At 43.0% G+C, this 19,774-nt stretch carries 19 protein-coding genes; 15 read left to right on the top strand and 4 right to left on the bottom strand.

Going from position 1 to position 19,774, the window contains the following annotated elements; genetic code table 11:
• Positions 1-8: 8 nt before the first annotated feature.
• A complete protein-coding gene (locus AC3WJC_RS06220) occupies positions 9-299 on the bottom strand; it encodes a YciI family protein (protein ID WP_492398206.1) in 291 nt (96 codons plus the stop codon).
• Positions 300-402: 103 nt separating this feature from the next.
• On the opposite strand from AC3WJC_RS06220, the gene AC3WJC_RS06215 reads away from it, so the two are divergent.
• The 3 genes from AC3WJC_RS06215 to AC3WJC_RS06205 all read left to right on the top strand — a co-directional run bounded on the left by AC3WJC_RS06215 (position 403) and on the right by AC3WJC_RS06205 (position 2,870).
• Positions 403-936, top strand: coding sequence for an RNA methyltransferase (locus AC3WJC_RS06215; protein ID WP_492398205.1), 534 nt, complete (start codon positions 403-405; stop codon positions 934-936).
• Positions 933-1,592, top strand: coding sequence for a YdeI/OmpD-associated family protein (locus AC3WJC_RS06210; RefSeq protein ID WP_492398204.1), 660 nt, complete (start codon positions 933-935; stop codon positions 1,590-1,592). Before AC3WJC_RS06215 ends, AC3WJC_RS06210 begins: the two co-directional genes overlap by 4 nt.
• A 108-nt stretch (positions 1,593-1,700) precedes the next feature.
• Complete coding sequence (locus tag AC3WJC_RS06205; protein WP_492398203.1) at positions 1,701-2,870, top strand: MFS transporter; 1,170 nt, start codon at positions 1,701-1,703, stop codon at positions 2,868-2,870.
• Between the two features lie 369 nt (positions 2,871-3,239).
• Here AC3WJC_RS06205 and AC3WJC_RS06200 read toward each other — a convergent pair whose 3' ends face one another.
• From AC3WJC_RS06200 to gltB, 3 genes are all read right to left on the bottom strand, one after another.
• On the bottom strand, positions 3,240-3,740 hold the full coding sequence (locus AC3WJC_RS06200) for a YcxB family protein (protein ID WP_492398202.1): 501 nt from the start codon (positions 3,738-3,740) through the stop codon (positions 3,240-3,242).
• A gap of 139 nt (positions 3,741-3,879) precedes the next feature.
• The gene (locus AC3WJC_RS06195) at positions 3,880-5,364 is read right to left on the bottom strand and encodes a glutamate synthase subunit beta (protein WP_492398201.1); all 1,485 of its coding nucleotides are present in this window, start codon (positions 5,362-5,364) and stop codon (positions 3,880-3,882) included.
• A 7-nt stretch (positions 5,365-5,371) separates the two neighbouring features.
• Complete coding sequence (gltB, locus tag AC3WJC_RS06190) at positions 5,372-9,895, bottom strand: glutamate synthase large subunit (RefSeq protein WP_492398200.1); 4,524 nt, start codon at positions 9,893-9,895, stop codon at positions 5,372-5,374.
• Positions 9,896-10,237: 342 nt separating this feature from the next.
• Between gltB and AC3WJC_RS06185 the strand changes: the two genes are divergently transcribed.
• The 12 genes from AC3WJC_RS06185 to AC3WJC_RS06130 are packed head-to-tail and all read left to right on the top strand — an operon-like array spanning position 10,238 to position 19,641.
• Entirely contained in the window at positions 10,238-10,729 is a 492-nt protein-coding gene (locus tag AC3WJC_RS06185; protein ID WP_492398199.1) for a D-glycero-alpha-D-manno-heptose-1,7-bisphosphate 7-phosphatase, read from the top strand.
• 15 nt (positions 10,730-10,744) lie between these two features.
• A complete protein-coding gene (locus tag AC3WJC_RS06180) occupies positions 10,745-12,244 on the top strand; it encodes a hypothetical protein (RefSeq protein ID WP_492398198.1) in 1,500 nt (499 codons plus the stop codon).
• Positions 12,245-12,303: 59 nt separating this feature from the next.
• Positions 12,304-13,197 carry a hypothetical protein gene (locus AC3WJC_RS06175; protein WP_492398197.1) on the top strand — a complete coding sequence of 298 codons (894 nt, stop codon included), beginning with the start codon at positions 12,304-12,306 and terminating at the stop codon, positions 13,195-13,197.
• A gap of 32 nt (positions 13,198-13,229) precedes the next feature.
• Positions 13,230-14,078 (top strand): DUF6562 domain-containing protein, encoded by an 849-nt coding sequence (locus AC3WJC_RS06170; RefSeq protein ID WP_492398196.1) that lies wholly within the window; start codon positions 13,230-13,232, stop codon positions 14,076-14,078.
• Between the two features lie 10 nt (positions 14,079-14,088).
• The gene (locus tag AC3WJC_RS06165; protein ID WP_492398195.1) at positions 14,089-14,961 is read left to right on the top strand and encodes a hypothetical protein; all 873 of its coding nucleotides are present in this window, start codon (positions 14,089-14,091) and stop codon (positions 14,959-14,961) included.
• Between the two features lie 17 nt (positions 14,962-14,978).
• Positions 14,979-15,932, top strand: coding sequence for a hypothetical protein (locus AC3WJC_RS06160; protein WP_492398194.1), 954 nt, complete (start codon positions 14,979-14,981; stop codon positions 15,930-15,932).
• Between the two features lie 10 nt (positions 15,933-15,942).
• Positions 15,943-16,380: a hypothetical protein gene (locus AC3WJC_RS06155; RefSeq protein WP_492398193.1), complete on the top strand. Its 438-nt coding sequence runs from the start codon at positions 15,943-15,945 to the stop codon at positions 16,378-16,380.
• Positions 16,377-16,817, top strand: coding sequence for a hypothetical protein (locus AC3WJC_RS06150; protein ID WP_492398192.1), 441 nt, complete (start codon positions 16,377-16,379; stop codon positions 16,815-16,817). Before AC3WJC_RS06155 ends, AC3WJC_RS06150 begins: the two co-directional genes overlap by 4 nt.
• A 9-nt stretch (positions 16,818-16,826) precedes the next feature.
• Positions 16,827-17,534 carry a FimB/Mfa2 family fimbrial subunit gene (locus tag AC3WJC_RS06145; protein ID WP_492398191.1) on the top strand — a complete coding sequence of 236 codons (708 nt, stop codon included), beginning with the start codon at positions 16,827-16,829 and terminating at the stop codon, positions 17,532-17,534.
• Between the two features lie 40 nt (positions 17,535-17,574).
• On the top strand, positions 17,575-17,796 hold the full coding sequence (locus AC3WJC_RS06140; protein ID WP_492398190.1) for a hypothetical protein: 222 nt from the start codon (positions 17,575-17,577) through the stop codon (positions 17,794-17,796).
• 10 nt (positions 17,797-17,806) lie between these two features.
• The gene (locus AC3WJC_RS06135; RefSeq protein ID WP_492398189.1) at positions 17,807-18,688 is read left to right on the top strand and encodes a FimB/Mfa2 family fimbrial subunit; all 882 of its coding nucleotides are present in this window, start codon (positions 17,807-17,809) and stop codon (positions 18,686-18,688) included.
• A 35-nt stretch (positions 18,689-18,723) separates the two neighbouring features.
• Positions 18,724-19,641 (top strand): FimB/Mfa2 family fimbrial subunit, encoded by a 918-nt coding sequence (locus AC3WJC_RS06130; RefSeq protein ID WP_492398188.1) that lies wholly within the window; start codon positions 18,724-18,726, stop codon positions 19,639-19,641.
• Positions 19,642-19,774: the final 133 nt, after the last annotated feature.

Here is a 19,774-nt window from a genome sequence, read left to right as displayed (position 1 = left end):
CAAGCATATTAAACATTTGCCACTTTGAATGGCCTAACCTCAATCTTATCCCAAACCCCACCGGTTACGTAAGGGTCGTTTTGTTTCCATTGCTCCAGTTCTTCGTCGCTCTCAAACTGCACAATCATGGTAGAGCCGATCATGTCGCCATTATCATTCAGCATGGCACCGCCCACCACAAAGTTACCGGTTGCTTTAAGCTGTTTTACCCGTTCCACATGCAAAGGGCGAACATCCAAACGGCGTTGTATGGCACCGGCATCCGTATAATCAAACGCGGTAAGTACGTACTGTTTCATCAGGTATATTTTTTTGCAAGTTATGTATGTTTGGGCTGATGTGCAAGTGCTATACTGCAAGCCTCCAGGTTGTTTATACCCCCCTGTTTTAATACCTTTGGCTATGCGTAAATTAAAGCTTGATGAGCTGAACCGGGCAACGGTTGATGAATTTAAGGAACAGGATAAACTGCCAGTCGCCGTAGTGTTGGATAATGTGCGCAGTATGCATAACATCGGCTCTATATTTCGCACCTCAGATGGCTTCGCGGTAGAAAAAATAGCCCTTTGCGGCATAACCGCCTGCCCGCCCCACCGGGAGATTGAAAAAACCGCCCTGGGTGCCACAACTTCAATGAATTGGGAGTATTATAAAACTCCCTTGGAAGCGGTGGAGCAACTCCGCGGTGAGGGTTACAAAATTGTAGCTATTGAACAGGCCGAAAACAGCCTGATGCTGGATACCTATGAACCACAACAGGGCGAAAAGTACGCGCTTATTTTTGGTAATGAGGTTAATGGCGTAAGCGATGAGGTGATGCAGCAGATTGACGCTTGTATTGAGATACCGCAGTTTGGCACCAAGCATTCATTCAACATCGTGGTATCAGCAGGTATTGTTTTGTGGGATTTTTTCAGCAAGCTCAACAAAGTATGATCAGCGCATTAGCTAAAAAACTACAGATGAAAGCCGGGCAGCACTGGTTAATACTCAACGCGCCCGGGGGTTATTTTTCGCTGCTTGAACCGCATGATGAGATAACCGTAAGCACAGCTATCGAGGGCAAGTTTGATGGTATACAGTTTTTTACGACCAATGCTGCCGAACTTCAAAGCATCCTCCAATCCTTAAAGAGCGTATTACAGCCTGAAACCGTGCTTTGGGTGATCTACCCTAAAAAGAACAGCGGCATTGTTACCGATCTGGAAATGATGGGAAGTTGGGATATCATGACGCAGCATGGCCTGCGACCGGTAACATCGGCAGCCATAGATAAAACGTGGACTGCCCTGCGCTTTAAGCCGGAGCAACTGGTAAAAAAATCAGACTCAAGGATAGAAGCCATCCCGCAAAACGATTACGGCCAATACATTAACACTGAACAAAAAACAGTTTCCCTCCCATCTGATGTACTACAGGCATTAAGCGATCACCCCGCGGCTATAACGTACTTTGAAAAACTGGCTTACAGCCACAAAAAGGAATATGTGGTTTGGATATTAAGTGCCAGGCAAGATAGCACCCGACAAAACCGCATAATAAAAATGGTGCAGATGCTGCTTAGCAACAAAAAGAACCCGGGAGATAAATAACTCAACAGCAAAGGGTTTCATTAGCATGCAATTTTACATTACAAAAATACTAAGTGTATAAAATACACTATTAAATATTGTAATTTTGCATCATAATATTTAATGCTGATGAACGAAATTGCAATTACTGCCCTATCCGGTCAAAAAACCGTATCGCGCCTGGCGCACAGGATAGCCGTAAGCTCGTTATTTTTTACGCAGGGCCTATGCTTTGCAAGCTGGGCATCGCGCATACCCACTTTTCAGCAAAAGTTTAACTTAAGCGAGGCCGAAGTAGGTGGACTTTTATTAGCACTACCGGCGGGCTTAATGGTGGCCCTTCCCTTTTCGGGTTGGTTTACCGCTAAGTTTGGTAGCCGGGTGGTAGTATTGGCTGCTACCGTGGTTTACGCCCTTACGCTGGTTGTTATTGGCCTGTCGCCATCTGTTTATGCCCTGCTTGCCGGGTTGTTTGTGTTTGGGTTTAGCGGTAACATGGTTAACATATCTGTAAATACTCAGGCCGTACAGGTTGAGGTTTTATACAGTAAACCGATCATGGCCTCGTTCCACGGATTGTGGAGTTTGGCAGGTTTTACAGGCGCATCCATCGGTACCCTGATGATCGGTTTTGAGCTGATCCCCTTTTGGCATTACGTGATCATTACCATAGCCGTGCTTATTATTACCACAATCGTTTCCGGCTACGTAATTAAAGACAAAGGTACCATATCGGCCGATCAGCCTGTGTTTGCCAAACCTGATAAGGCGCTGATGCTGTTAGGCGTAATCGCTTTTTCGGGTCTCATGTGCGAAGGCGCGATGGTGGACTGGGGCGGCATCTACTTTAAAGAAATTGTACACGCTAAAAAAGCCTGGATTGGCGCGGGTTATACGGCCTATATGTGTACCATGGCCGGTGGCCGCTTTGTAGCCGACTGGCTAACCGCCCGCTTCGGAATGAAAAAAATGCTGCAAATGAGTGGTGCTTTAATAGCCGCCGGATTATTGCTATCGGTTATATTTCCTTATCTGTATACAGCAATAGCCGGGTTTTTTATCGTAGGGTTCGGGGTTTCATCCATCATTCCATTGGTATATGGCGAGGCAGGTAAATCAACCACCATGTCTGCCGGGGTGGCGTTGGCAGCGGTATCAACTGTGGGATTTCTTGGCTTTTTGTTAGGGCCGCCTATCATTGGCTTCGCTGCGGCGGCAACTAACCTGCGTGTATCTTATACCATTATCGCCGTGATGGGATTAACGGTTACGCTGCTTTCGTCAAAGTTGAAGCAGTAAAAGCGCTTCTTAATAAAACCATGTCATTTCGAACGAGGTACGAGGAGAAATCTGTAGACTGACTATGAACGCGTGCGGATTTCTCGCTATCGCTTCGAAATGACAGGTAGGAAAACAGTCCCTCTCTTCGAGTTAAAAATTATGTCATTTCGAACGAGGTACGAGGAGAAATCTGCCGCCTGACTATGAACGTGTGCGGATTTCTCGCTATCGCTTCGAAATGACAGGTAGGAAAACAACACCTCTCTTCGACTTAAAAATTGTGTCATTTCGAACGAGGTACGAGGAGAAATCTGTCGCCTGACTATGAACGTGTGTAGATTTCTCGCTATCGCTTCGAAATGACAGGGTGGGAAAATTATCATGAATCTACTTCTTTAACTTCTTCTTTTTAACCGGTGCATTTTGCAAAACATAACGTATGCCTGCTATATCCTGTTCGCTTAGGTTTGTTTTGGGTATCAAATTGGCCACGGTTGTACTCTGATACAATAAAAACCAGTTACTAAGTTCCTTGATCTTATAATAATTTTCCCAGGGCATTTCCGAATGACCAACAGCGGTATCAATAATTAACCTATCAGCTAAAAATTCATAGTCAATTGACTTGCTCAGCATCACATGGCTTTTAAATGTTTTATTAGCGGATCTGTAAATGAACAAAGGCATCAAAATCACTAATAATCCAAATCCTAAACCAAAACTAATTGAGCTCCCACTAGCATCTTCTCCATTCAATAGTTGTACAATAGCCGCAACAAACATCACTAATCCACAAATTGTTACCCATACAAAAACAGGTTTGGTATATAGTAGCGTGTATTGAAGTTTTCTGTATTCCGGAAGAGTTATTTGTGTAGATATTTTCATTTTTGTGATAAGTGTTTTTTAGGCTGCGATTATAAAACAAAAAAGCCGGACGTACAAACCGCCCGGCTAATCTTGATATTTTTTAAGAGGCATTCACTGATCACCATCCACTAATGACTAATGACCAAACAACCAATGCCTAATAAGCCTGCTCAAACTCGTTAACACCGTCCTTGCTTTCTAAAATTGAGTGCCCCATCAGGAACTCGTCAACCTTGCGGGCTGCTTCACGGCCTTCGGATATTGCCCATACTACCAGCGATTGGCCACGGCGCATATCGCCCGCGGCAAATACCTTGCTTACGTTGGTACGGTAAACACCTTCGGCGGCCTTAACGTTCTTGCGCTCGTCAAGCTCAACGCCCAAAGTTTCAAGGGCACCTTCAAACTGCGGATGCACAAATCCCATGGCTAAAAACACACGCTGACAAGGCAGCTCACGCTCGGTACCTGCAACTTCGGTAAATTTAACCGGGCGGCCTAAAAAGTCAACTTCCCATTCCAGGTCAACTACTTTAACGGCACGCAGGTTGCCGTTCTCATCACCTAAAAATTCTTTGGTGTTTACGCTCCAATAACGGTCGGCACCTTCCTCGTGCGAGCTGGTTACTTTAAGCACTGCCGGGCCGGGGAAACTTGGCCATGGCGTACTGCTTGGGCGTGAATCAGCAGGTTTAAACATTACCTCAAACTGCTTAACCGAACGCGCACCCTGGCGGTTTGATGTACCCACACAGTCTGACCCGGTATCACCGCCACCAATAACAATTACGTCTTTATCAGTCGCTAAAATATCTTCGGCAGTAAACGGACTATCGCCTACACGTTTGTTTTGCTGTTTCAAAAAGTCCATGGCGAAGTGAATGCCTTTCAGCTCACGACCGGGAATTTTCAAATCGCGCGGAATGGTTGAACCACCGGCTAACACTACCGCGTCAAAACTACGGGTGATCTCGTCAGCAGCGATATCCTTACCTACTTCGGTATTATATTTAAATACCACGCCATCCTCTTCCATCACCTTTACACGGCGGTCAATCACCCATTTCTCTAACTTGAAATCGGGAATGCCGTAGCGTAGCAAGCCACCGGCACGGTCGTCGCGCTCAAAAACGGTTACGCTGTGGCCGGCCTTTGCCAGTTGGGCTGCAGCAGCCAGACCCGCAGGACCAGAACCTACAACCGCCACAGTTTTTCCGGTTTTAATAAGCGGAGCCGTGGGCTTAACCAAATTTTTGGAGTAAGCTATTTCGATGATGTGTTTTTCGATCTCCTCAATAGCTACGGCCGGTTTGTTGATACCCAACACGCAGGCCGACTCGCACGGAGCCGGGCAAATGCGCCCTGTAAACTCCGGGAAGTTATTGGTTGATGATAGTATATTATACGCCTCGTTCCAGTTTTTACGATACACGGCATCATTAAATTCAGGTATGATATTACCCAGCGGGCAGCCTGAATGGCAAAACGGTATACCGCAATTCATGCAGCGTGCCGATTGCTGGTTCAGCTTTTCGTCGCTATACAATCCTACAAACTCGTTATAATTTTTAACACGTTCGGCAACGGGTGTTTTAGCGGGAAGCTCTCTGTTAAATTCCTGAAATCCTGTTGGTTTTCCCATCTTATAATTATGCTGTAGTTTGATATTGTGATTGTTCGATAACTTTTTTGTACTCTTTAGGGTAAACCTTAACAAACTGGGTTGATACCTCGTTCCAGTTGTCCAGTAATCCTTGTGCCAGCTTACTGCCGGTTAGCTGTATGTGCTTGCGCAACAGCGTCAGTATTTCTTCTTCGTCGGTAACTGATAGCGGGTCAAGATCAACCATTTCGGTATTACACTTTTCGGCAAAGTCATTATCCGGATTGTAAACCCAGGCTAAACCGCCGCTCATGCCTGCCGCGAAGTTGCGGCCTGTGCTGCCTAAAATCAGCGCACGGCCACCGGTCATGTACTCGCAACCGTGATCGCCTGTACCCTCAACTACCGTGGTAGCACCTGAGTTACGTACCGCAAAACGTTCACCTGCCATACCGCCTACAAACAACTCGCCCGCGGTTGCGCCATATAAGGCCACGTTGCCTATAATGATATTCTCCGATGGTTTAAAGGTAGCGTTAGCAGCAGGGTAGATAGCTAACTGTGCGCCTGATAGGCCTTTACCTACATAGTCATTCGCCTCGCCTTCCAACTCGAAGGATATACCTTTTGCAGCAAACGCGCCAAAGCTTTGCCCTGCCGAACCTTTGAACTTAAAGTTGATGGTATTGGCAGGTAAACCGGCTGAACCGTATTTCTTGGATATTTCGTTCGACAGCATGGTACCGATGGTACGGTCAACGTTAACCACGTTGAATGATGCGTAAACCGGGGTTTTATCTTCCAGTGCCGGTTTAGCGGCTTCAAGTAATTTCCAGTCGATGATGTTGCTCATGCCGTGATCCTGGCTTTCGCTGTTGTATAAAGTTGCGCCCTTAGCGTTGGTAACCGGGTGCAGGATGCCTGACAGATCAACCGTACGGGCTTTCCAGCTCTTAACGTTATCTTTTACTTTCAGGAATTGTACACGGCCGACCATCTCGTTCACCGTGCGGAAACCTAACTCGGCCATTACCTCGCGGAACTCCTGTACCAGGAATTTGAACAGGTTAACCACATGCTCCGGATCGCCTGAGAACAGCTTGCGCAGTTCAGGGTCTTGCGTGGCTACGCCTACCGGGCAGGTATTCAGGTGGCATTTACGCATCATGATACAGCCGCCGGCAACCAGGGCAGCGGTGGCTACGCCCCACTCCTCGGCACCCAAAAGGGTAGCGATAGCAATATCACGACCGGTTTTTAACTGGCCATCAGCCTGTAACACTACGCGGCTGCGCAGTTTGTTGCGTACCAGTGTTTGGTGTGCTTCGCTCAGGCCAAGCTCCCACGGTAAGCCCGCATGCTTGATTGAGCTTATTGGCGATGCACCGGTACCGCCATCATAACCGGCTATCAATATAACATCGGCATGGGCTTTGGCCACACCAGCGGCAATAGTACCCACACCTGCCTTTGATACCAGCTTAACGTTGATACGTGCGGCACGGTTAGCATTCTTTAGGTCGAAGATGAGCTGCGCCAGATCTTCGATGGAATAAATATCGTGGTGCGGCGGCGGAGAGATCAAACCTACACCCGGTGTTGAGTGGCGGGTTTTAGCTATCCAGTCGTCAACCTTGTGGCCGGGCAATTGTCCGCCCTCACCTGGTTTAGCGCCCTGCGCCATTTTTATCTGTAACTCATCAGCATTGGTAAGGTAGTTTGATGTTACCCCAAAACGTGCCGATGCAATTTGTTTGATCGCGGAACGCATAGAATCGCCATTCGGCAATTTCTCAAAACGCATTTCGTCCTCACCGCCCTCGCCGGTATTACTTTTACCGCCAATGCGGTTCATGGCGATAGCCAGCGTGCTGTGTGCCTCGTGCGAGATGGAACCGAACGACATAGCTCCGGTAGCAAAACGCTTCATGATGCTTTCAGCCGATTCAACCTCATCAATGCTGATCGGTTCGCGGTGATGGGCAAAATCAAACAAACCACGGATAGTGTAATGCTTTTCGCCCTGCTCGTTGATCAGCCTGGAGTAGTTCTTATATACGTCATAGTTGTTAGTACGGGTAGCATGCTGCAACAAGTGAACGGTTTGCGGGTTAAACAAGTGCGCCTCGCCCCTGCGTTTCCATTGGTAAATACCGCCTTCTGGCAATAAATGCGCTTCGTCCTCTTTGTTAATATTAAAACCGGCGCGATGCTTGGTAAGCGATTCGCGGGCAATTTCATCCAACCCTAAACCACCAATGCGGCTTACTGCACCTACAAAATAGCGGTCAACCACATCCTGGTTTATACCCAGTATTTCAAACACTTGTGAACCATGGTATGATTGCAGTGTGGAGATACCCATCTTAGAGAATATTTTCAGCAAGCCATCATTAACCGACTTCACATAGTTTTTTTGCAGTTGACGGAGGTCATAGCTGGTTTCCAGGTGGCCATCCGCGTGCATGGTTTCAATAGTTGCCAAGGCCAGGTAAGGGTTAATGGCGGTAGCGCCAAATGCCAGCAAGCAGGCAAAATGGTGTACTTCCCAAACGTCACCGCTCTCTACCACGATACCTACCGCGCCACGACGGCCTTTTTTTATCAGGTGGTGATGCACGGCTGATACAGCCAGCAGTGACGGGATCGGCGCATGTTCTGAATCCACGGCACGGTCTGACAGTATCAATACCTCAAAGCCATCATCCACGGCATCCTCCGCATAGCGGCATAATCTGGCTATACCTTTTTCCAGCGAACCCGGCAGGCCATCAGCCTTAAAGTAGGTTTGCAGTGTTTTAGCATGGAAAAGGCCGGTATCAATACTACGCAGTTTTTCGAGCTGGCTGTTTTTTAATATCGGATGTTTAAGCATTACGCAATGGCAATGCATTTTATCCTCATCCAGCAGGTTACCGTTGTTACCTATAAAGGTAGCCAGGCTCATTACCAAACGCTCACGTATCGGATCGATAGGCGGGTTGGTTACCTGGGCAAAAAATTGTTTGAAGTAACTTGACAGGTGCTGAGGCTTGTCTGACAAGATAGCCAGCGGCACATCCGTACCCATTGAACCGATAGGCTCCTTACCATCAAGCGCCATTGATTTGATGATCAGGTCAGTATCCTCACGGCTGTAACCGAATACCTTTTGGTAACGGTAAACCGAATCGGCACTTAATGAGGCGAATGCCAAACGAGGCTCGGCAAGCTCATTCAGGCGGATCTTATAATTTTCAAGCCAACGGCCATAAGGCTGGCGCGAGGCTATTTCATGCTTAATTTCTTCGTCGGTGATGATCTTACCTTTTTCGGTATCAACCAAAAACATTTTACCCGGCTGTAAGCGGCCTTTTTTAACGATGGTACTTTCATCAATGATCAACACACCTGCTTCTGATCCCGCTACTACGCGGCCATCACTGGTGATCGCATAGCGCAGCGGGCGCAGGCCATTACGGTCTAACACGGCACCTACCAGTTTACCATCCGTAAAGCTGATAGCGGCCGGGCCATCCCAAGGCTCCATCAGGGTAGCATGGTATTCGTAGAAAGCCCTCTTGATCGGGTCCATCTGCTCGTTGCCATCCCATGCTTCTGGTATCAGCATCATCATTACGTGTGGTAATGAGCGGCCGGTGTGTACCAATATCTCTATGATGTTGTCCAGGCAAGCCGAATCCGACTGGTTATTATCAATAACCGGCAGCAGCATCTCCATCTCCTCATTAGTAAAGTATGATGATGCCAGGGACTGTAAGCCCGAGTAGAACCAGTTAAGGTTACCGGTTAAGGTATTGATTTCACCGTTATGCGCTATCAGGCGGAACGGCTGTGCCAGTTTCCATGACGGGAAGGTATTGGTTGAGAAACGTGAGTGGATCAAGGCAAAGCCAGATGCCACACGCGGATCAGAAAGATCAGAGAAATATTTACGCAGTTGGTAAGTAGTTAACTGCCCTTTATAAATGATGGTTTTGGCAGAAAACGATGTAAAGTAAAAACTATCCGCCGCTTTAGGGAACTGCTCGGTAATTGATTTATTGATGTAACGACGCAGTACGTATAGCTTGCGCTCAAAATCGTCAATATTTAATATATGATGCGGCTTGGCTACAAATATCTGCTCGGCATCCGGTTCGGCGCTGCGGGCGGTTTCGCCAATAACGGTGTTATCGGTAGCCAGCTTACGATAACCCAGCTTATGCAGGCCCAGTTTTTCAACCGCCTTATCAATAATGGTACGGCAGGCCTTTTTAAGCACAGAATCTTTTGGGAAAAATATCATACCTACGCCGTACTCGCCCGGTTCGGGCAGGCTGATCTCGAGGTTTGAGCACTCTTCCATCAATAATTCATGCGGCAATTGTATCAATATACCGGCGCCGTCTCCCGAGTCGGGGTCGCAACCGCAGGCACCGCGGTGCTCCATATTTTCCAGCATGGTAAGCGCGTCGCTTACAATCCGGTGCTCCTTATGGCCGTTAATATTAGTTATAAATCCGGTTCCGCACGAGTCGTGTTCAAATTCAGGCCGGTAAAGGCCCTGGTGGCTATCAGTTTGATTCATAATAAAAATAAAACCGTTTCAATTAGGGTGTAATTACGAAGATAATTAAATTGATAAATACAAAAAATAAGCGCATTACTTTTGCGACATTCTTAATGTATGTAAGATATAATGATGTTAATTTAATAATTTTTTAATAAAAACTATTATTCATTACATATTTTAGCGAATATAGAATCATTCTAAAATCAGAATTTAATTTTGAAAACTAAATAATGATGATATAGTATTCCGGTTTACCCCCAATGCGTGTAGCATTATACGGGTAAGTAACCATTCACTAAATCTTTATTGGGTCAGTTAAAATTTAATAATTGCTAATTTTGCAAAAAAATCAAACAAATGCAAGAAAAGAATAAAGCAGTGTTCCTTGACCGCGACGGTGTGCTTAACCGTGAGATGGGCGATTATGTATGCCGTTTAGAAGATTTCCAGGTGTTGGATAACTTTGAGGCACTGAAAACCCTGCAGGATAAAGGCTACCTGCTTATTGTAGCTACTAATCAGGGTGGCCTGGCCAAAGGCTGGTATACTGAGGACGAACTGGGCAAAATGCACCAGCACCTGAGCAACGTGTATAGCGAACACGGCGTAAAATTTACCGACTTTTACTATTGCCCGCACCACCCCAACTTTACCGGCGATTGCGATTGCCGCAAACCTAAACCCGGAATGTTGCTGAGAGGCATCGAAAAATACAACATCGATCCATCAAAATCCTACTTTATTGGCGACCGCGAACGCGATGTAGAGGCCGGTACGCTGGCAGGTGTTACGGGCATATTGATTGATAGTGACCAGCCCATCAGCACGGTATTGGATTTAATAGATTAATGTAACAGTAAGTACATGCTGATAACCAGCTATTTAAAACATGCCGATACTATACTATTTGCCATAGCGGGTTATTTTGCGGTTTACTTTTTTACAAAATATTGCGGGGTCGGCATATCGCCCGACTCCATTATGTATGCCAGTACTGCCGAAAGTATTTACAAGCATGGCAACCTCATTACTTTTAACGGCTCTCCCCTCACCTTTTTCCCGGTTTTTTACCCGGCGGTATTGAGCATCAGTTTTTTGTTCGGGGTTGATGCTGTAAAGGCCGGGCCGGTAATTAACGGGTTGCTGTTTGCCGGGGTGATACTATTGAGTGGTTATTACATCAGCCGGTTTAAAACACCATCATTAATTTATAAATGGTTGGTGCTGGCAGCTATATTGCTTAGCCCTGCCCTGCTGGAGATTTACAGTTACTTATGGTCAGAAACCCTGTTCATATTCCTGACCATCCTTTTTATAACTGCCTTTAAACATTATTTAAATAAGCCCGGCTTAAAACGTTTGTTATTGGCCGCCCTGGTTGCAGGCTTATGTTGTATTACCCGTTATGCCGGTATCACCGTAGTTGCAACCGGGTGTTTAATGCTGTTGGTTAATGGGCGCTCAGGATTAAAAAAAAACCTGATCAGTACGGTGATCTTTGGCAGCGTAAGTATATTGCCTTTAGCCGTTAACCTGCTCATCAATTATCTGTCGTCAGGCCTATCAACCGGAACGCGCGAACCCTCGATTACCTCTTTCAGCGAAAACCTGCACTATTTTGGTGTAGTAGTTTGCAATTGGCTTGGCCTTACGGATGCCGCCTACCCTTATGGCGCGGCATTAAGCGCGTTTATATTAATAGCGTTGATAACATGCCTTGCACTGCACATACTCCGCAACAATACAAACAGTTACGAAACACTGTTTATGGCCTTCGGGGTTATTTACGGTGTATTTATATTATTGATCGCTACTTTTTCGCGGTTTGAGCAATTGAGCTCGAGGTTGCTTTCGCCTATGTATATTCCGCTGCTTATTGCCTGTACCAGTTGGGTGCCGGGTGCCATAGCGAAAGGAAACGCTAAAAACAGCAAGTGGATAACTGCCGCTTTAACTGTTGCCATGGCTTGCTTTATTTACAACCTTACGCTTATTGACCTGAAACGCTATGACGATGAGTTTGAATACGGCGTACCCGGATATAGTGACGACGATTGGAATAAATCGGCCTTTATAAATTTTTTAAAGCAGCACAAGCAAATTTACCAACCGGGTATCCCCATTTACTCGGATGCTGACGAGGCCGTTTACTTTTTTACCGGCGGCCATGCCAAATTAGTTCCTCACCGGTTTTTCAAGTCGGATGTTACCCTCTTCAACCGGCATAATCGACTGTATTTAGTATGGTTCAATGCCATGGCCAACCCGGAACTTATTGGTTTGCCGGATATGGAAAAACATTTTCGCCTCAAAAAACTTTATGGTTTTGATGAGGGGGCTGTTTACCTGTTAACTAAACCCTGAATTAAATTATATACTTGATTATTAATTTAGTAGCTATCTTTACCGATATTTTATTACCCATGAAAAAAACCTTTTACCTTTTTGCATTAATAGGGCTTGCTGTGCTCTCTTGTAAGAAAGATGGCAAAAGCCCGTCAAAACCTGATCCGGAACAAACGGATACAACAGGTAAAACTTACACCATTAATTTTAATGTAGGCTTAGATGCCTCAGTCAACGCTACAGGCGTAAAAACAGGCCATAAACCGGTTATAAATGCAGCTACATCACTTAAAGATGTGGCTACTTATCTGAGCTATAACGTATATAACTCAAATGGCCAGTTTATAAAAAATTTCGATCAAACCAATACTGATGCTGATTTTGGTAAGATAACTGACACCTTTGATGCCGGAAACTATTCGGTGGTTATTTACGCAACCTATGGTAAACCTGAACTTAAAACCGACGGAGTTATGATTGAGGGCCGGGATATGTTTTGTAAAAAATTCAACCTCTCGGTATCATCCACAAACCCTGTTATAACGCAGGAAGTGGTGCTTGAACGCATTGTAGGCCAGCTACAAACCAAAATACTTGACCCTATACCTGTTGAAGCCAAATACCTTACTGTGACGGTTATTGGCGAGTATATGTTTTCAGTAAAGGATGCTAAGGGCATAGATAAGCGATATAGTACTAAACGCACTTATACAATTCCTGATTCTGTTAAAGGCAAATCCAATTATACTGTAGCAACCCAGGTACTACGAACCGAAGGAGCCGTAAACGTTCAGATTGCTTGCACCTCTGCTACCGGAAAAATCCTTGCAGATGTCATAGTTAAAAGTGTGTATTGTTATCCTAACAAACGCACCATATTATCGGGTAAATTATTTGATGGCCCTACCAGTATTTTTAATGTAGACTTTGATGCGGCTTGGGATCCAAACATAGATGATATCATTTTCTAAAATCAATTATTACCTACTATCAGCATAATTACATGAAAAACATATTAGTTATTATAATTGCCTGTGTGGTTTTAAGCGCATGCAAAAAAAGCAGTCAGCCGGGTGAATCTCCTGCCGGTAAAACATACAAAATAGATTTGTCAGTTAACGACTTTACCCAGGAGTATACCGACATAAAAACCCAAAGCCTTAAGGTTAATGCTATTACCAACCCATACAAATCTATTTTGGTAGACATTTATAACTCAAAAGGATATTACCGCACCTTTCGCACCTCTGAACTGGTACCAAATTTCGGAAAAATGGAAGCAAAGCTTCCTACAGGGCAATACACCTTGTATTACACAGGTAAATTAGTGGATACCACTGCAAATCAGAATGAAATTAGTGATACATTTTACAAAAAAACATTATTAACCGTTGCCAACAGTGATGTTACGCAAACTGTTACGCTTGACAGGATAACCGCTAAACTGATGATTGTTATTAAAGATGCCATACCATCAAAGGCAAAAGAAATTGATATACTTATAGATACGGTTTACAACAATTTTGACCGTGAAACAGGGAAAGGATTAGCAAGTGAACGTCACACTGGTTATTATTTTTATAAGGATGTAAAAAATAGCACAGGGATTAAGGATTTAACCTTTTCAAAGTATATGTTTACTTCAGGCTACCCGGTTGCAATAACCATCTATTGCGTTGATCGTGATCATAAAATCTTTACAACCAAGGTCATCAGAAATGTATTGCTTAAGCCTAATAAAATAACCCGCTTATCCGGTTTCCTGTTTAACGGCAACGGCACCAGCAATGCCAGCACAGAGGTTAAAGTCGACACAGCCTGGAGCACGAGCATAGTCAATCAAACATTCTAAATCATCAACCATGAAAAATATTTATTTGGTTTTCGCACTACTTAGCCTATTGCTCGCATCATGCAAAAAGGATGGCAAGAGTCCGTCGAAACGTGATCCGGAAAATAACGAAAAAAAATACCATGTAAGCTTTGATGTTGGCATTGATGTTAGCAGTACCGGAGAATTAAGCGTTACACCTTCGGGTAAATTGCGCAACAACGAAGCGATTGACCTGGCTAAAGCCGTCTCCTTTTTAAGTTATTACATTTACAACAGCAGCAACCAACTGGTAAGTGAGGTAACACAAAACAGCACAAACCCCAATTTTGGCTTAATAAACCACGAATTAAGCAATGGCACTTACACCCTAATTGTATTTGCCACAAAGGGTGCACCCACCTTTTTTGATGCCACAAAGGTTAAAGCAGTGGGGCAACAATTATTTTATGCCAAATATACCTTTACTATTTCTGATACCGGGGTTACCCGTAACCTGGATTTAAAACGCGTAAACGGGCAATTACAGGTAAAAGTGCTTGATAAAATTACGCCGGATATAAGAGTCATAAAATTTGATATACAGAATGATCGTGAATTGCTCTTATCTACCGGTTTACCAAATACGCAATCATCATACACACATAATTACATTAAAGGCGTAACCAACTATACCAATTTTACCTTTGGCACTTACATTACCAATACTGCAGACCCTGTTAGCGTAACCATCACTACGTTAAACGAAGCTAATACGCCTGTTAAAATTATTACCGTTGATAATGTTATTATAAAACCTAACACCCGCACCATCCTTTCGGGCAAATTATCTGAACCTTTAGGCACAGGCAATTTTGGAGTTGGCTACGCGCCTTATGCCGATACCACTCAAATTGATTTTTAACCATTGAACCTGCAATCATGAAAAAAATATTTTTTAGCTTAACCCTGGCCTGTATAATTATATCGGCCTGTAAAAAGGATAATAAACCTACGCCACAAAGTACCGACGGTAAAAAACACCAGGTAGCGTTTAACGTTAGCGGCTTTACGCAGCGGTACCAAAATATTAAAACAAACGCGTTAAACGATTCGCTTACTTATCCAACCTACGGCAGGTATCCACTCATTAAATACGTATCTCTATACGTATGCAATGATGCCGGATACCTAATCACGGGTAAAGAAGTAAATACCTCTACAGGCAACGTATCGCTCGAATTAAATGAAGGCCATTATACAGCCTACTTTTTTAGTTATTTGAATGATGACACAAGAGGTTTTAACCCATATAATGATCCAAGACAAACGTATGATGCCGTTTCCGGTGAAATTTTTGCAGACGGGCCTGGTGTAGGAAACTTTTATTATGGGAATGATACCGGGATACAACCATTCACACGCGAATCATTTTTCAAGAAAGTTGACTTTACAGTTTCAACTACCAGTACAACACCTATTACAGTACAATTAACAAGTATAGTTGCCAAAGTTATAGTTGAAGTTAAGGACGCTATACCTGATAACATCGATTTAATTTATATTGGTGTGGATTCACTTTCTGAAGAGTTTATTTTTAAAGGTACTGAGTGGCGTGAAAAAACCCGCTTGAGTTGCAAATATGATATACCCAGTACATTGTATTCCCAAAAAGGCCGCAAGTTTGTATCGTATTTTTTAGTTGAGCCTAATACTTTAAGGGATGTAAATATAAGCTACCGGCTTAAAGGAACAAACGGAAGCAAGGTAAAAACCATACCGAATGTACCTTTGAACCCTAACAGCATAACCGTGCTTTCCGGTAAATTATTTAACAACCTTGGGTTAAAGGTTGATACCACCTGGAGTTCAAACGTGATCAATCAATCATTTTAATTCATCAACTATGAAAAAGGTTTATTTAGCTTTTTCCTTGCTCATCCTGCTTTTCGCGTCATGCAAAAAAGATGGCAAGAGCCCGTCAAAACCCGATTCGGAAACTGATGGTAAAACTTTCAAGGTAAGTTTTAACGTTGGTATAGATGCGAAAAGCAAAACAATCAGTACAAAATCAACAGGCGGGCAAAAAACCAATGCCGGCGTTAATATTGCTGATGCGGCCTCGTTTTTAGCCTATTTTGTGTATGATTCACAGAATAATTTAGTTAGCCACTTTGTGCAGGACATCTATTCAGCAAACTTTGGCTCAATAAACGATGTGTTAAAGCCCGGCACCTATAACGTTATTTTGTTAGCTACCGAGGGAATGCCTACACTTTATAATAATAAAATTTTTTGGCGCTTGGCCTCGACAATTTTTACAAGAAATTCACGCTTACGGTGAGCAATTCGGCTGTTACACAAAATATAAATCTCGAACGCCGTAACGGACAGTTGGAAATTAAGATCCTGGATGCTATACCTCAAGGCACTACAACCATTAATTACGAAGTAGATACGGATAGGGCATTATTAATAGCCACCGGCTTGCCTGATAATAGTAATAACTTAATATATCTTCGTAGTTATGCTAAAAACATTCCGGCATCTTCTATCGGCACTACTAATTATCCTTTCATACTCTCTTTAACCAACGTTGATCAAAACCTGAAGGTAACCATAAGCTCGTCTACCGGTAAAAAGGTCATAATTGATAGTGTAAAAGTTTTACCAAATACCCGCACTATATTATCAGGCAAATTATTCGATGTTAATTCAACAGGTTTCAGCGCATCATACGATCACTCGTTTGAAGGAGATACCACAATAATTGATTTTTAAGCTTACACCATGAAAAATATATTTACACTTTTACTTATTGCTTGCATATTAATTACAGCATGCAAAAAAGATAATGCTCCGGCTAAATCGCAGGATGATGGAAAAAAGTACGAAGTAAAATTTAATGCTACTGCATTTTCGCAGGAATTTACGGATTATAACAACAACGCGCTGCAAAAGGGCTTAAAAGTAAACGCGAATAAAATTGATACAAATTATTATGCTATAGACCTTTATATACTGGATAGTAAAGATAATATAGTATACAGTAAAGGAACAACTGATAATGTAGGCGGCAATCTTGGTCAGTTCTCTTTCGCACTACCAGCCGGAACCTATAGAGCCATATTTACCGGCATGTACGAATATTATTACAAGACGGGCGACCGTTATAGTAGTTCTCTTCGTGTTGTTTTTAATAAGGAAACTGATTACTACTATGTTACTGCCGAATATAACGACTTGGGTAGCAACTCAGAAGGTATTATTGAAGAAATTTTTTTTAAAGAAATACCATTAATTGTACCTCAAGCCAACCAAACACAAAACGTGTCTTTAAAAAGATTAACCAGCAGATTGCGGGTTAACATAAAAGATTTTATACCGGCACAAGCAACCAGCCTGGCAGTTTTTTATGACACTGTTTACAACAGATATTCCATTGGGCCAACTACCTATCTTGACCCAAAACAGGGTGGATCATATATAAGACCTTAGTAACGTAGGGCAAGTAGGCAATGCAACTTATGATTTTGATATGCTTGTGCCCCCAAACAGCAACCATACAGTTACTATAAGGGCATATAACAAACAGCAATTACTTGCCCAAAAAGTAATTACTAATGTTACTCTTAATCCAAATCAAATTACCCTGCTTAGAGGCAACTTGTTTGGCGGAACCAGCTCCGGCAACAACTCGGGTACCCATGTTAAGGCTGATACCACCTGGAACTCAACCGTGATCAATAAATCATTTTAATTTATCAACTATGAAAAAGGTTTATTTAATTTTTTCCTTGCTCATCCTGCTTTTCGCGTCATGCAAAAAAGACGGCAAGAGCCCCTCAAAGCCTGATCCGCAACAACCGGACACTACAGGTAAAATTTATACCGTCAATTTTAATGTAGGAGCTAACATGCAACCGGCAAACAACGCTGGTTTAAAAACACTTGCCGTTGGCGATCTCAAAGATGTAGCCACCCGCCTGCAATATTACGTGTATGATAGTACAGGCAAGCAAATTACAACGCTTATTCAAAACAGTTATGAACAAAGCTTTGGTAAAATTACCGACACCTTTTCGGCTGGTGAGTATACCATAGTAATTTGGGCAGCGTATGGTACACCTAAAACAACTGAATTTAGAATGACTGCTGAGGGCCGCGATGTGTTCTATAAAAAATTCACGCTAACGGTTACGCCGTCATCGTCGGCAATTACGCAGGATGTAAACCTGGAACGTGTTGTAGGCCAACTACAATTAACTATATTAGATTCCATTCCCCCAGATGCGAAGTATTTATCCGTAATTGTGTCCAACGATTATCAATTTTCTATAAAAGGCGGGGTACCTGTTTCAGATAACTCCTATCCTGCTACCAGATACATAGATTTTCTACCCGCTGATATTGGCAAGGTAAATTATTTTACGCGAACCCAGGTGATGAACACCATTGCACCCTTTAGTGTAAAAATTAAATGCACATCAAAAACTGGCGACATTTTGTTAGACGTGACGGTTAAAGACGTTATCTGTAAACCTAATACCCGCACAGTTTTGTCAGGTGAATTATTCAAAAGCCCGAAATCTAATTTTCAGGTCTCATACAATACCGATTGGGATCCGGATACGGATGTTATTGATTTTTAAATAAAACAACCACCAGACATTGCAACTCAATTATCATGAAAAAGAATATCATCATCATACTATTATTGGCCTGCGCATTTTTATCATGCAAAAAAAGCGGTAAAACTGAACAGCCATCATCACAAAAAGAGTATACTGTATCATTCAGCTTAAAGGGATTTACACAAGTTTTTGAGCCGATACAAAAAACGAATGCGCTAACCGGTGCAGCTACTGACACTATTGCGCGTACAGCAAGGCTATTAATTTATGACGCGCAAGGAAAGTTTTATAGAAAAGCAATAGCTTCTCAAAATAAGCTAACACTGGTACTACCAGTTGGTAGTTACACTGCTGTTATAGCAGGTTGCGATACCAACTACTTCAACAACATGATAATATCAGAGACCAATCTGAGCACTTCATCATTAGCTTATTATGAAACATATTCCGCAGTAAACATTCGAAATTTCCAGGAAACTTTTTATAAAAAAACAACCTTCAGCGTTAACAATAGTGATATTGTGCAAACAGTTACACTTGATAGGGTAACCACTCAGCTACAGGTTAATATATTGGATGCCATTCCTGCGAAAACAAAGCGTATCTCTGTAACCATTGATTCTGTACCTCATAGATTTTCACCCAGTATAGGTAAACCCATATTAACCGAGCCTAAATTTTTTCAAGGCATAAGCTATTCTATAAAAGCCGCAGACATTGATAAAACCAATCTTAAATTATCTATGAACTTTTTACCCGACCCTAATGACGAAGCAAACGTTACTGTTTCGGCTATAGATGGTAATAATAAAATATTCGCCTCAAAAATTATAAGTAAGATAAAATTTAAAGTAAATAAAATTACCGTAATAAATGGCAACCTGTTTGGCGGAACCGGCACAACTACCGGAAATATGAATGTTAAGGCCGATTCAACTTGGAGCAGCGAAGTAATCTATAAATCATTTTAAATAGTCGTCTCGCAAAAAATACCTAAAGTCCTTTCACACCCGGAAGGGCTTTTTCATTTTCATAAAAATTCACATATAATTTTGATTTCATGATCTACTGTATATATTTGCAGCACTTCAAAATCTATAGTAA

The sequence above is a fragment of the Mucilaginibacter sp. FW306-07-L genome, from assembly GCF_058782065.1.
The sequence above is the reverse complement of the archived record's forward strand: the minus strand, read 5'-3'. Positions and strand labels throughout refer to the sequence as shown.